Raw genomic sequence first — 13373 nt, 5'->3', positions numbered from 1 at the left:
GTGTGGCGCGCTGTCGCGCGTCCGCGGAACGGCGGGCCGCGCCGCCCCCACCTGCTCATGTCGAGCCGCCGTTACGCGGCGGCAGAGGAGTCTGCGCACCACCATGAACACCAAGCACACCGGTTCCGCGCGAATGCGGCGGATCATGACACGCGGTCTCGTGACCGCCACCGCTCTCGCGGCCGTCACCGGCGCCGTCGCGCCCGGCGCGATCGCCGACAGCGCCCCCGAGGCCGGGGCGTCGGACGCCGTCGCCCGCGCCGCGGGCATCGGGACGACCGACACCCAGCGCGTCGAGGCGGCGGCCGTGGTCCGTCTCGACCCGACCGCCGAGGTACTCCTGCTCAGCGACTACGACTTCATCCACGCCCTGTGGCAGAAGGCCCGCGACGCGGGCGAGAAGCTGGAGGCCGTACGCACCGCCGCCGAGCAGGCGATGGCCGGCACGGCCGCCGAGGACCACGTGCGGTTCATCGTGTCCGGCGTCCACGAGGCGTACAAGCTCGACCAGCAGCGCGAGCGCGACAAGGCCGAAGAGGAGCGGGCGGCCCGGCTGGCCAAGTCCCAGGTCCTGGCCGCCATCGGCATCGCCGGCACCCCCGAGCTGTTGGCGCTGAGCGACGACAACTTCATCCGGGCCGTGGCCAAGCACGACGCGTCCGGCCCCGAGGTGCGGGCCGCCGCCCTCAAGGCGCTGCTCGGTGAGCCGGCCGACTGGCGCGAGTTCATCGTCAACGGCGCCCGCGAGGCCCACAAGCGGGACGTGGCCAAGGAACTGGAGGACCTGGCCGAGCAGGACCGCAAGGAGGCCGAGCGCCGCAAGGAGCTGGCCGCCCGCAAGAACGTCGCGGCCCTGTTCCGCATCACGCCCTCCGAGGCCATGCTCGTCCTGAGCGACGACAACTACATCCGCGAGCTCCTGCGCCTCGCCCCCGCCGACCTGCGGGACAGCGAGCTCTACGCCGAGGCGCAGCGCGCCACCCTCAGCTCCGACCCGGCCGCCTGGAAGGCGTACCTCCACTCCGGCGCCGACGCCGCGTACAAGCGGGACGACGAGAACCGGCGCAAGAAGCTGGCGGAGGCGAACCGCAAGCTCGCCCTGCAGATCCAGGCCGCCGCGGAGAACGGCGGGGTCAACCCCCACCTGGCCGCCGCGGCCAAGAGGGCGCTGGCCGGCAGCGACGAGGACGTCGCCCACTTCCTGAAGGCGGACACCCAGTATCGGCTCAAGCGCCAGTCCCTGACGGCGATGGGAGAGGGCGAATACGCCCGCCAGTCCAGCGCGGACGGCGGAAAGGTGCTCCTCAACGACACGCTCAAGTCGACCAGCCCCCTGGCCGACCGCGAGGACGCCACCTGGGTCGTCGTGCCGTCCCTCGCGAGCCAGCCCGGCTGCTACTCCTTCGAGTCCGCGCGCAAGCGCGGCTACTACCTCAGGAGCGGCAAGGCCGAGAAGGATGGCCTCCGGGTGGAGATCGCCGCCGACGACCGGAGCACCGCGTTCCGTAAGAGCGCCACGTGGTGCGTCCGCCCGGCTCCCCTGATGCCCACCAAGCTGCGCGGTGTGTCCTTCACGCAGCCCGCGGGAACCGGCGTGAACTGGCTCGCGCCCACGACGAAGGACGTCTACGCCCGCTCCACCTTCACGTTCCCCCTGCCCGGTGGCGTCGAAGGAGAGGCCAAGAAGGTCCGCATCGCGGGCTGGCGCGTCTCCGCTCCGCTGGCGCCCTGACGTGGCACCGGAACCGATGAGGAGAGCAGAAGTGGAATCGGATTCCGCAGGCCGCGGTACGAGCGGCCGCGGCACGCGCGGTCGCGGTACGAGACGCCGACGATGGGCCGCACCCGGGGTGGCCGTGGCCGTACTGGCCGGTGGCGGCCTGTCCATGGGAGCGGCTCCGGTGCCGGCGCACACCGCGGCGGCCGAGGCGGCGGCCGTGGCCGGGGCCGGGGAACCGGCCGGTGGGTCGTCGCCCGTGGTCGCCGTCGCGGCGGAGGAGGCGCGGGCGCGGGTGCTGAGGCTGGCCAAGTCGGGGCTGCCCGCGGAGATCCGTACGTCGGCGTGGAACGCGCTGCGCAGTACGCGCGGTGACGCGGCGATCGCGGAGTGGCTGGCCCCCGGGGGCGGCTACGACGCGGCCAAGCAGCGCCTGCGGGACGCGCGGTCGCGCAACCGGGCGTTCTGCGAGCGGGTGGTGAGCACCCATCCGGCCGCCTTCTCGCCGGAGGTGCGGCAGGCCGCGGAGCGGGCGCTGAAGGGCAGCGATGCCGATCGGGCCGCGTTCGTGAAGACGGGTTACGCCGAGGCGCAGCAGCGCGACCGCACGCTCCGGGAGGCCGACGCGCAGCGCCGGGTGGAGGTCGCCGAGCGGGACCGTGCCTTCGTGCGGACGCTCGCGGAGGGCGATCCGGGGGAGCAGGTGCGGGTGGCGGCGCAGTGGGCGCTGCGGACCGGCTCCACGGACGCGGACGTCGCGGAGTTCTTCGGGTACGGCTGGGCGACGGGTGCGGCCCTGGACGTGGAGGCGTACCGGCTGCGGCTGGCGGACGCCGAGGTGCGGCGCCACCACGTGCTGTCGCTGCTGATCGCCAAGGCGGTGGCTGCCGAGGAGACGCTGAAGTCCTCGGCGGACGCGGCTCGGGCGCGTGCCGAGGCCGAGCGGGCGTGGCAGGCGGTGGCCGAGCACGCCGACGGGGCGCGCAAGGCGTGGCTGGCCGAGCAGGAGGCGGCCAGGGCGCAGGCGGAGAACTGGCAGAACATCGCCCGGCTCTCCAAGGAGAGCGCGGACGGCCTCTGGCAGAAGATCGCCGCACCGGCCGAGGCCCGGCAGGGCGACTGGGCCAAGGAGCAGACGGAGGCCGGCCTGACGGCCGCCTTCTGGAAGGACATGGCGGACAAGGCCCGGGACGGCGAGAAGCGCGTCAGGGGCTGACGCCGCCTGCATGCGGCGGCGCCGGGGCCCACCGTGGGTAAGCGGCCGACGAGGCCGGGCGGCGACGGCACTTCCGGTGCCGAGCCGCGCCGTGATCGTCGACCGGGACGGCGAGAGCGACCCCGAGGACTGGGACTCGGCCGTGCTGTACGACGGGGAGAGCCCGTCCCACTTCCCGGACCGGGTGCTGGTGCGCGACCCGCTCGCGGAGCGGCTCCGGAGGTCCTCGCCGGAGCTGAGGAGTGAGGAGACCGGGGGAGGCCTGACCCTGTTCGCACCGGGACCCGTCCGTCCGCTGTGACGGCCGGAGGTCCGCCGTGCGGCGGACCTCCCGGAGGAAAGCCCCGCTGGTTCCACGACCAGCGGGGCTTTTCCGTGGGGGGCGAGGCGGGCACCCGTACGCGCCTGACGCGTCAGACGGCGCTCGTGCTCCGCTTGGTGAAGCGGTGCCACCAGTGACGGCGCCGAGGGTGCACGGCACGCCCCAGCCGGCGACCCAGTACCAGGTAGCCGAGCAGCGCGCCCGTGGTGTTGAGCAGGACGTCGTCGATGTCGAAGGCACGCCCGGTGATGAGGGCGCCCTGGACCAGCTCGACCAGCAGCATCACCAGGGCGGTGACCACCGCGACGCGTACGAGCCCTCGGGCGCGGGGAACCAGGACCGGCAGGAGCAGACCGAACGGCACGCCCAGCACCACGTTCCCGCCGATCTGCTTGACGGTGTCCCGCAGGTCCGGCTGCCCGAGATAGGCGCGGATGGAGTCACCCGGACGCAGGTTGCTGTGGGTCAACGACTCGGAGGCTGCCGAGGGCTCCAACGTGAGGCGTGCGAGCAGGACCGCGAACGCCACCATCCCCACGAAGGCCACGAGCATGGCCATGACCCGCATCACGGGCGACAGCAGCGGCCGGTCCGACGCCGCTCGTCCCGGTGGCTCTCGCTCTTCCTCAGTCCTCCCCTGCACGACTGTCCGTGCCATCAGAAAACTCCCTCTCAGGGTGGTCCGCTTCCGTCACGCCCACGCCCCGGGAAGAGCGGCCAGGACCTGCTGGGCGCTCCTCCCGGGTCCGTACGTCATGCGAGCTCGTCTACCCTCGCCAACCGGCCGAAAGCACCCAGTGCCGCAAAGGAGGCGGTGACAGGGGCCTTTCGGCCGTGCCTCCGGAGAACCGGCACGGCCGGTTCGTCAGCGCGGTACAGGGCCACCCCGCCCGATGACTGCCCCCACAAATGCTGATGCTGCCGGTCTTTGCCGCATATGTCCCCCCTTCGAGAACCCGCGTTGCGCGTTCCCGACCTCAAGGCTCGGTTCAGTCGGAGTCGAGAACAGGCAAAACTCTCGTTGTACGGAAACGGCGCACGCCCCAGCGGAATCCCGGCGCCGGAAGCGAAAAGAGGAATCGGCTCCACCGGAAAAGCCGAAAAAACCGGAGGAGCGCCCCTGCGCCTTTCGCATGGAACGCGAAAGGCGACATGCGGAAACGTGGAGCGCGGAAAAGAGCGGAGAGGTGGTGGTGTCCCGTGGCCGGTACAGCGGTGGTGACCGGGGCGAGCAGCGGGATCGGCGCGGCGACCGTACGCCGCCTCGCGAAGGACGGCTACGACGTGGTGGCCGTCGCCCGGCGTGCCGACCGGCTGCGCGAGGTGGCGCGGGAGACCGGCGCCCGGGCTCTTCCCGTGGACATCACGGACGCCGGCGCCGTACGGCGGCTCGCCGACGGGCTGGAGGCCTGCGACGTCCTGGTCAACAACGCCGGAGGCGCCCTGGGCGCGGAGAGCGTGGCGACCGCGTCGGTGGACGACTGGGAGCGGATGTTCTCCGTCAACGTCCTCGGCACCCTGCGGGTCACCCAGGCACTGCTGCCGCTGCTGCGGCAAGGCGCCGGAGGCACCGTCGTGACCATCACCTCCACCGCGGCCTTCACCACCTACGAGGGCGGCGGCGGGTACAGCGCGGCCAAGCACGCCGAGCACGCGCTCAGCGAGACCCTGCGGCTGGAGCTGTGCGGTGAGCCGGTCCGGGTCATCGAGGTGGCTCCCGGAATGGTGAAGACCGACGAGTTCGCCCTCAACCGCCTGCGCGGCGACGCCGCCAAGGCCGCCGCCCTGTACGAAGGCGTCGACCACCCCCTGACCGCGGACGACGTCGCCGAGTGCGTGGCGCTGGCCGTCGGCCTGCCGCAGCACGTGAACATCGACCACCTCGTGGTGCGCCCACTCGCGCAGGCGGCCCAGCACCGACTCCACCGCGGCCCGCTGATCCATCGGAAGAACGAGCACGGAATTTGAGGAGCGTCCTACCCGTGAATTCCCAGCGTGAACGCCTCACCCCGCAGATGCTGCGGTACGACGATTTCGACGACCGCGCGGAAACCCGGTACCTGCCGTACCTGATGTATTTCCATCGGGCGGGATACCGTTCCGCGACGGTGAACACCGATCGACTGGGATTCAGGATCTCCCACGGCGCCACCGGGCAGGGCTCGGTGGAGAACGCGCCGAAAGGCCCCGTCCGGCTGCTGGCCGGCAGTTCCACCCCGTTCGGCATCGGAGCGACCAGCGACGCCGCCACGATGGCGTCACGTCTCTGGTCCCGGTACGCGCCCTCGGTGCCGTGGCTCAATTTCGCCGGCCGCAGCCACAACTCGATGCAGGAACTGCTGCTGTTCCTGATGCACCGGGAGCTGCTGCCCGAGGTGGAGGAGATCGTCGTCTTCTCCGGCCTGAACGACCTGGCGCTCAGCAGGCTGCCGGACACGCAGCGCGGGAACCACGGCGCCTTCTTCAACTGCGGTGAGTACTTCGACCAGATGGAGGAGCTGCGCGCCAGGCACCGCAAGCAGAAGCGCGGCTTCGGCCGGCGCCCCGGCGGCGCGGCCGGGACCGAGAACCACAAGGTGCCCCCGCTCGCCGACCGGATCGAGTACGCCGTCGACCTGACGACCCGCCACCTCGCCGCCCTGCAGCTGCTCGCGGCGCCGACCGGCGCCCGGATCACCTACGTCCTGCAGCCGCTCGCGACCTGGGTGCGGGAGTCCGGATCGCCCGAGGAGAAGGCGGTCTTCGGCGAGCTCGACGAGGTCTCCAACTTCTGGGAGCTGTACGGCGACATCGCCACGATCGAGACGGGCCGCAGGTACGCCGAGGCGCTCCGCGTCGCCTGCGAAGCGCAGAAGGTCCGCTTCCTCGACATGAGCCCGGTCCTCGCCGAGGCGGTGACGGTGAACGACTGGCTGTACGTGGACCGCGCGCACTTCACCGACCACGGCACGGAGATCGTCTCCCGCCTCCTCGCCGACTCCCTCGGCCTCTCCTAGCGCCCCACGCACCAGCCCGAGCAAGCCCGGGCCCACGCCCGAGTCCACGCATCAGAAGAGAGGGCATTCAGCCATGTCGTTCGTGCGAAAAGTCATCGCGAAGCTGTTCAGGCGCAAGCAGAAGACGAAGAACGACGCCTCCATCTACCCCATGTTCTGACCGGACGGCACCGCACAGCCCGGTTGTCGACCACGCGGGAAAGAGAGGGGAACGATGCAAGGCCCAGAGGCAGCTGCAACGGCGACGCTGTCCGCACAGCACCGGACGGACGGCCCGCACGGGCTGCCGCAGGACGGTGGCTCCGCACGCACCGTGTACGCGTACGCGGCGGACCCGGAGGCGTCCCTCCCCGAAGGCAGGTTCGTCGAGGAGATCCGCAACGTACTGCACCACCACCCCGCACCGGCCGCGGGCGACGGCCCGCTCGATGAGCTGGTCCGCCGGGCCGCCGACTGGGCGTCCGGCGAGCGCGGGCGGTTCCGGGCGCTGCTCGGCGCCGAAGGCGAGGAGGGCAACGCGCAGGCCCAGCCGGGCGGCCGCCCCGAAGGACACCGTCAGGTGCTCGTCCGCCGCGCCGTCCTCAGCTGCGCCCCGCTGTCCCTCATGTCCGGCGCATGGCTCCAGTGGCTGAGCGCCCCCGGGAACGCCGACGCCCCCCTCGTCCTGAGGATCCTCGCCCTGTACGCCGCCGACGTCGGCGCCGGCCACCCGGCGGCCTCCCGGGGCAGCGCCTACCTCGAGCTGCTGCGCAGGCTGCGGCTCGCGGAAAACGCGGCCCCGGCCGTGCGGCTCACCGGCGACCAGCGCATCACGGACGGCGCGTTCCGCCTTCCGGCGCTGCTGCTGGCGATGAGCAGACGGCCGGACGACTTCCGGGGAGAGATCCTCGGAGCCGACCTGTGCCTGCGCGCCGTCGGGCTGCTGCCCGCCCTGGAGATGGTCCGGGCGGCGCTGCCGGCGGAGGCGGACTGGGACACCATCGATCCGTCGCACCGGCGCGACCCCGAGGGCCCCTCGCCCGCCGAGCAGTGCCGCACCGCGGTGGACGAGCTGCTGGCGGAGGAGGGCGAGCGGGCCGCCGAGGCGGTGCGCGCGGGCTTCCACTGGGCGCTGGCGGCCCTGCGCGAGTGGTCCGAGGCGCTGCACGCGGAGCTGGTGGCGGCCGGGGACCCCGCGTTCGACATGGCGGAGCTGATGCGCCTGCGGTCCCGGGAAGGCGCCGTCTACCACCACCAGTTCCTGCTGGAGGGCAAGTCGCTGGCCACCTGGCTGGCGGAGTGCCGGACCGACCCGGGGCCGCTGCTCGACGTGCTGGCGCGCAGCAAGCTGGTCAAACCCGGTCGTTCACACGCCAGTTCCCTGGTCCGGGGGCTGGTGGGCGAGCGGGGGCCGATGTTCCGGGTCTTCTCGCCGGAGGACCTGGTCGTCCTGCGCCGCTGGATCGACTCCCTCCCCGCCGAGCCGTCCGCGCAGGACGCGCAGGACGCGGAGGGCGCGAAGGACGCGGACACCGTGGCCGCGTCGGCGGGCTCCCCGGCCCGGGCGGCCACCGCGGGCACGAAGGACCCCCTGGCAGCCGTCGCCGGCGCGCTGCGGGCGGGGTCGCGCTCCCCTGGCCGTACGCCCTCGGGCCTGCGCGAGGCGTACCACCTCCTGATGAACCGCACCGACACCCCGGCGCTGCGCTCCTGGGCCATGGAGTACGTGGCCGGCTGGCTCGCGCGCTCCCGGCACGGCATGGACCGGACGAACATGCCGCTCCCCGAGCGATGGGGACATGAAGGGCTGCGGCCCTGGCTGCAGGCCCAGCACGACCGGCACGGAGCCGAGTTCGAGGAGAACGCGGAGGTCCCCCTGCCGTCCCGGGAGGCCGTCGTCGACGACACCGTGCAGACGGCGCCGCTGACCCTGATCGACGGCAGCTGGCTCCAGGGGTTCACCGACTACGAGCAGGCGTCGTCCGCGATCGGGCACTCCCTCTTCGAGACGTACTGGGACGAGCTCGGCAACGGCGAGCCGCACCTCAACCACCCCCTCATCTACCGCGACGTGCTCCAGGAGATGGGCGTGGAACTGCCGCCGACGGCCTCGGCCGCGTTCGCGCGGTGGTCCGGCTTCCGCGAGGAGTCCCTGGAACTGCCGGTGTACTGGCTGTGCGTGGGCCGCTTCCCGCGGACCTTCCTGCCGGAGGTCCTGGGGCTCAACCTGGCCATGGAGCTGTCGGGCGTGGGCGGCACGTACCGCAGGGCGCGGCTGGCGCTGAAGGCGTACGGATTCAGCACCCGCTTCGTGGACATCCACAACACCATCGACAACGTCGCCACCGGGCATTCCGCCTGGGCGGCCGACGCCGTGGACACCCTGCTGGCCTCGCTGCCCGACACGCCCGGCCCCGGCGGCAGGGCGGACGTGTGGGAGCGCGTGCGCGTGGGCTACCGCTCGTTGAACCCGCCGAGCGGCATGGGCGCGCGGCTGGCCGCCCGCCGCAGCCGGCTCACCGGCCGGCGCCGGTGAGGCCCGCGATGCGGCGACGTAACTACGCACCCGGCCATGCGACTACGCACCCGGCCACGCGCGGCGTGGCCATCGACCCCCAGGCGGAGGAATGCAGCGGTGTCTGACCTGATTCTCGGAGTCTCAGCCTTCTACCACGACAGCGCGGCCGCGCTGATCGCCGACGGCGTGCCCGTCGCCGCGGCCCAAGAGGAACGTTTCACCAGGCGTCGGCACGACTCCTCGTTCCCGTCGCGTGCGGTCGAGTACTGCCTCGACGAGCAGGGCGTGAGCCTGGACGACGTCTCCGCCGTCGCCTACTACGAGGACCCCCGGCTGAAGTTCCGGCGCGTGATGGCGACCTTCGCGGGCGCCGCCCCCACCGGCTTCGCCTCCTTCCGCGACACCCTGCCCGCCTGGCTCGGCCGCGGCGGCAAGCTGCGCACCGACGACACCGTGCGCGCCGAGCTCGCGGCGCTGCGCAGGGGCCGGGTACCGGAGGTCTCCGTCCGCCGCCACCACGAGTCGCACGCGGTGTCCGCCTTCTTCCCGAGCCCCTACGAGTCCGCGGCCGTGCTGTGCATCGACGGCGTCGGCGAGTGGGCCACGACCACCATGTGGCACGGCCGGGGCACCGAACTGCGGCCCGTGGCGGAGCTGCGGTTCCCGCACTCGCTCGGCCTGCTGTACTCGGCGTTCACCTACTTCTGCGGCTTCAAGGTCGACTCCGGCGAGTACAAGCTCATGGGCCTGGCGCCCTACGGCAAGCCCCGCTACGCGCACCTCATCGAGGACCAGCTCATCGACCTCAAGCCGGACGGGTCCTTCCGCCTGGACATGCGCTACTTCGAGTACCTGCGCGGCCAGGTGATGACCGGGCGCGGCTTCGAGAAGCTCTTCGGCGGCCCCCGGCGCGCCCCCGAAAGCCCGCTTACCGAGCGGGAGTTCGACCTGGCGGCCTCGGTGCAGGCGGTGACCGAGAAGGCCGTGCTCCGGCTCGCCAAGACGGCCCGCGAGCGCACCGGCGAGTCCCGGCTGTGCATGGCCGGCGGCGTCGCGCTCAACTGCGTGGCCAACGGCAAGGTGATCGACGCCGGGATCTTCGACGAGGTGTGGATCCAGCCCGCCGCCGGCGACGCCGGAGGCGCCCTCGGCGCGGCCCAGGCCGTCGCCATGGAACGCGGCGTGCGGCGCGACCACCCCCGCACCGGCCGCGACGCGATGAGCGGCTCCCTGCTCGGCCCCGCGTACGACGACGACGAGATCGCCGCGTACCTGGAGTCCCGCACCATCCCGCACCGGCGACTGGACAGCGCCACCCTGGCCGAGCAGGTCGCGGACGGGCTGGCCCAGGGCAAGATCGTCGGCTGGTTCCAGGGCCGCATGGAGTTCGGCCCGAGGGCGCTCGGCGCCCGGTCCATCATCGGCGATCCACGCAACCCGGACATGCAGTCGGCGATGAACCTGAAGATCAAGTTCCGGGAGTCGTTCCGCCCCTTCGCGCCGGCCGTGCTGGCCGAGGACGCCAAGGACTACTTCGACCTGCCGCAGGAGAGCCCGTACATGCTGGTCGTCTCCCAGGTCGCCGCCGCCCAGCGGCTGGAGGCCCAGGACCAGGGCGCCTCCGGGCTGGACCTGCTGAAGGTACAGCGCTCCACCATCCCCGCCGTCACCCACGTCGACTACTCGGCCCGGGTGCAGACGGTGACGGAGCACAGCAACCCGCCCTACCACCGGCTGCTGACCGCCTTCAAGGCCCTGACGGGCTGCCCGGTCCTGGTCAACACCTCCTTCAACGTGCGCGGCGAGCCCATCGTGAACTCGCCCCACGAGGCCTACACCTGCTTCATGCGCACCAACATCGACATGCTGGCGCTCGGGAACTTCCTGCTGGAGAAGGACGAACAGCCCGCCTGGACGGAGACGTCCGACTGGCGCGAGGAAATCCCCCTGGACTAGGCGGCCCCGCCGGGCCCGAGGTCAAGCCCGAGCCCGCGCCCGGGTCCCGCGCCCGGGTCCGGGCGCCTGCGCCCAAGCCCGCGCCGACTGCCGACCGCCGACCGCCGACAGAAACGGAACGTTCATGCGCAACTTCCTGCTCCTCCTCGTCTACTACCTCGTCGTGACGCCCTTCGGCCTGCTGAGCCGCCTCGTCAACGACCCCCTCGCCCGCCGCTGGGAACGGCGCGCGGACACGTACTGGAACCCGCCGACCCCGTCACCGGCTCGCTGAGTGGCGCACAAAGGCGTGCAACCGACTGAACGGAGACAACGATGACCAGCCTGCTCCAGTTCGCCCGGTACCGTCTCGAGGACAGTGCCCGGGACCTGGTGACCAAGGAGATCTCCGCGCGGGTGTCGGAGACCAGCCTGGATTCCGACCTCGACGACGCGATCCTCGGCGGCATCGGCGCGTACGCACTGCGGCGCCATCTGCCCGGCGACATCCTCCAGGGAATCCAGGTGTTCACGGCGGCGGGCTCCCACGCGTTGCTCCTGTCCAACCTTCCCGCACAGGAATTCCCGGCCACGCCGGTCAGCGGATTCGCGGACGAGGCCCAACTCGCCGTGACCAACGCGATCCACCTCGGGCTGATACGGATCCTCGGGTGCACCCCGTTCGCCGTCAGCTACGAGAACGACGGCCGGCTCATCCGCAACGTCGTGCCCAACCCGGCGGCCTCCGGAACCACCAGCTCCTGGGGCGCCGACTCGGAGTTCTTCTGGCACACCGACAACCCGCACCAGCCGTTCGGACCGCCCGGTTCCGACCCCCGCCTGTACACGCCGTCGTACCTGACCTTCTTCGCCATCCGCAACGAGGAGCGGGTACCCACCGAGATCGCGGCGCTCGACGACGTCGTCGTACGGCTCGACGAAGAGACCAGGGCCGGCCTCATGGCCCCGGAGTTCGAAGTCGGCGCACCCGACTCCAACGACGGAGAGGCCATCGGCCCACTGACGAAGGCCGCGGTCCTGGAAACCGCCCCGGACGGCCGCCACCGCGCGCGGTACGACCGGGGGACGACGACCGGCGTCACGCCCGCCGCCCAGGAGGCGCTGGAGCGATGGTCCTCGGCCCTCAAGACCGTACCGTCGGCCGACCTGGTGCTGGAAACCGGCGACTTCATGATCTTCGACAACCACCGGGTCCTGCACCGCCGCAAGGCGTTCACGCCGCACCCCCACACCAACGCCCGCTGGCTGCGCCGCTGCTACGCGGCCTGACGGACTGCCACAGCGCAGCACCCCCCACCTCCTCACCCACCACACATCACCCCCGAAGGGAATCCCATGGGCAAGTACCGCGTGGCAGTCATCGGCGGTCGGCCGGCACCGGTCGCGGGTGCCAAGGAACTCGGCATCGACGTCGTCCTCGTCCACGAGGAGGGCGCCTATGACGTGGCCGTGGCCCAGCACTGCGAGCGCATCGTGCACGCCCCTCTCGACGATGGGCAGGCCATCCTCGACGTACTGAAGCCGCTGCACGACGAGCGCCCCTTCGACCGCGTCCTCACCACCACCGAACCGGCGGCCGAGTCCACCGGCTTCGTCGTGGACTCCCTCGGCCTGCCCGGCGTCACCGAGGCCACCGCCCGCGCCCTCAAGGACAAGGCGCTCACCCGGGAGCTGCTGGACCGGCACGGACTCAGCCCCGTGCGCTACCGCATGGTGAACAGCGCCGACGAGATCGCGGCCTTCCGAGCCGAGGTCGGTGAGCGGATCATCGTCAAGCCGGTGGACGGCGTGGCCAGTCTCCACATCCACCCCGTCGACGGACCCGAGGACGCCCAGAAGGCCTGGGAGGCACTGCGCGAGGCGGGCATCTCGAAGATCATCGCCGAGGAGTACCTGGACGGCCCCGTCGTCAGCGTGGACTCCTTCTCGTACGAGGGCCGGCACCTCACCATCGGCTACTCCGAGTACCGCATGAACGACCGGTACGTCGAGTGGGAGGTCTCCACCCCCAGCCGCTACGCCCTTCCCTGGCTCGCCGAACTCCGCGAGCTGACCCCGAAGCTGCTGGACGCCGTCGGCCTCACCGAAGGCCCCTCGCACAGCGAGTTCGTCCTCACCGAGAAGGGCCCGCGCGTCCTCGAATCGCACGCCCGGCTGGCCGGCAGCGGCGCGCCCGAGCTCGTACGCCGCGCCTTCGGACTCAACCTCAACCGGATGTTCCTCACCGTCCCCCTCGGCATCGACGAGCTGCCGCAGACCTCGCCCGAGCCGCTGGGCGGGGCGGCGGTCCGGTTCTTCACCCCCGAACCGGGCACCATCGACGCGATCGAGGTCGACGACGACGCGGCCGACGAGATCCGGCGCGTCCCCAAGGGCGAGAAGCTGTACGTCTTCCTGCCCTACCTGGACGAGTTCATGGACACCGAGGTGGCCGCGGTGATCGGCAAGGACGTCGGCGAGACCGTGCCCCCGCTGCTCACCGTCGCCGACTGCGTCTCCGGGTACGTCATCGCCTCCGGGCGCGACGCCGACGACGCGGTCGCCAAGTGCGAGGCCGTCAACGACCGCATCCGCTTCAAGACGAGCTGAGGCCGCACCGCCTGCCGGACGCCCGCCCCTCCTTGCCCTGCCGGTCTCCCCGGCAGGGCGAGGCGTCCCGCTCCTCCCCT

Annotated in this window: 11 protein-coding genes; 10 read left to right on the top strand and 1 reads right to left on the bottom strand. The window is 72.0% G+C overall.

The window, feature by feature from the left end; translation table 11 throughout:
• The first annotated feature begins 103 nt into the window (after positions 1-103).
• The 3 genes from ABZX67_RS16895 (at position 104) to ABZX67_RS16885 (ending at position 3234) form a co-directional block, all read left to right on the top strand.
• Complete coding sequence (locus tag ABZX67_RS16895) at positions 104-1732, top strand: AbfB domain-containing protein (RefSeq protein ID WP_355360542.1); 1629 nt, start codon at positions 104-106, stop codon at positions 1730-1732.
• Positions 1733-1856: 124 nt separating this feature from the next.
• Positions 1857-2933, top strand: a complete 1077-nt coding sequence (locus tag ABZX67_RS16890) for an ALF repeat-containing protein (protein WP_355360539.1) — start codon at positions 1857-1859, stop codon at positions 2931-2933.
• Positions 2934-3009: 76 nt separating this feature from the next.
• Complete coding sequence (locus ABZX67_RS16885; protein WP_355360536.1) at positions 3010-3234, top strand: hypothetical protein; 225 nt, start codon at positions 3010-3012, stop codon at positions 3232-3234.
• Positions 3235-3346: 112 nt separating this feature from the next.
• Here ABZX67_RS16885 and ABZX67_RS16880 read toward each other — a convergent pair whose 3' ends face one another.
• The gene (locus ABZX67_RS16880) at positions 3347-3913 is read right to left on the bottom strand and encodes a VanZ family protein (RefSeq protein ID WP_355360533.1); all 567 of its coding nucleotides are present in this window, start codon (positions 3911-3913) and stop codon (positions 3347-3349) included.
• Between the two features lie 542 nt (positions 3914-4455).
• Between ABZX67_RS16880 and ABZX67_RS16875 the strand changes: the two genes are divergently transcribed.
• The 7 genes from ABZX67_RS16875 to ABZX67_RS16845 all read left to right on the top strand — a co-directional run bounded on the left by ABZX67_RS16875 (position 4456) and on the right by ABZX67_RS16845 (position 13293).
• Complete coding sequence (locus tag ABZX67_RS16875) at positions 4456-5223, top strand: SDR family NAD(P)-dependent oxidoreductase (RefSeq protein WP_355360530.1); 768 nt, start codon at positions 4456-4458, stop codon at positions 5221-5223.
• 14 nt (positions 5224-5237) lie between these two features.
• On the top strand, positions 5238-6251 hold the full coding sequence (locus tag ABZX67_RS16870; protein ID WP_355360527.1) for an Inducer of phenazine A: 1014 nt from the start codon (positions 5238-5240) through the stop codon (positions 6249-6251).
• A gap of 214 nt (positions 6252-6465) precedes the next feature.
• On the top strand, positions 6466-8766 hold the full coding sequence (locus ABZX67_RS16865) for an iron-containing redox enzyme family protein (RefSeq protein WP_355360524.1): 2301 nt from the start codon (positions 6466-6468) through the stop codon (positions 8764-8766).
• Positions 8767-8865: 99 nt separating this feature from the next.
• Positions 8866-10704, top strand: coding sequence for a carbamoyltransferase (locus ABZX67_RS16860; protein WP_355360521.1), 1839 nt, complete (start codon positions 8866-8868; stop codon positions 10702-10704).
• A 124-nt stretch (positions 10705-10828) separates the two neighbouring features.
• Positions 10829-10978, top strand: a complete 150-nt coding sequence (locus ABZX67_RS16855; RefSeq protein WP_355360518.1) for a hypothetical protein — start codon at positions 10829-10831, stop codon at positions 10976-10978.
• Positions 10979-11019: 41 nt separating this feature from the next.
• Positions 11020-11973, top strand: coding sequence for a TauD/TfdA family dioxygenase (locus ABZX67_RS16850; protein WP_355360515.1), 954 nt, complete (start codon positions 11020-11022; stop codon positions 11971-11973).
• Between the two features lie 66 nt (positions 11974-12039).
• Complete coding sequence (locus ABZX67_RS16845) at positions 12040-13293, top strand: ATP-grasp domain-containing protein (protein WP_355360511.1); 1254 nt, start codon at positions 12040-12042, stop codon at positions 13291-13293.
• The last annotated feature ends 80 nt before the right edge of the window (positions 13294-13373 follow it).

The sequence above is a fragment of the Streptomyces sp. NPDC003036 genome, assembly GCF_040611175.1.
Lineage (GTDB): Bacteria > Actinomycetota > Actinomycetes > Streptomycetales > Streptomycetaceae > Streptomyces.
The sequence above is the reverse complement of the archived record's forward strand: the minus strand, read 5'-3'. Positions and strand labels throughout refer to the sequence as shown.

Coding starts and splice junctions, on each gene's coding strand:
- ABZX67_RS16880 (WP_355360533.1), bottom strand. CDS start 3,913: ATGGCACGGACAGTCGTGCAGGGGAGGACTGAGGAAGAGCGAGAGCCA.
- ABZX67_RS16845 (WP_355360511.1), top strand. CDS start 12,040: ATGGGCAAGTACCGCGTGGCAGTCATCGGCGGTCGGCCGGCACCGGTC.
- ABZX67_RS16895 (WP_355360542.1), top strand. CDS start 104: ATGAACACCAAGCACACCGGTTCCGCGCGAATGCGGCGGATCATGACA.
- ABZX67_RS16850 (WP_355360515.1), top strand. CDS start 11,020: ATGACCAGCCTGCTCCAGTTCGCCCGGTACCGTCTCGAGGACAGTGCC.
- ABZX67_RS16865 (WP_355360524.1), top strand. CDS start 6,466: ATGCAAGGCCCAGAGGCAGCTGCAACGGCGACGCTGTCCGCACAGCAC.
- ABZX67_RS16855 (WP_355360518.1), top strand. CDS start 10,829: ATGCGCAACTTCCTGCTCCTCCTCGTCTACTACCTCGTCGTGACGCCC.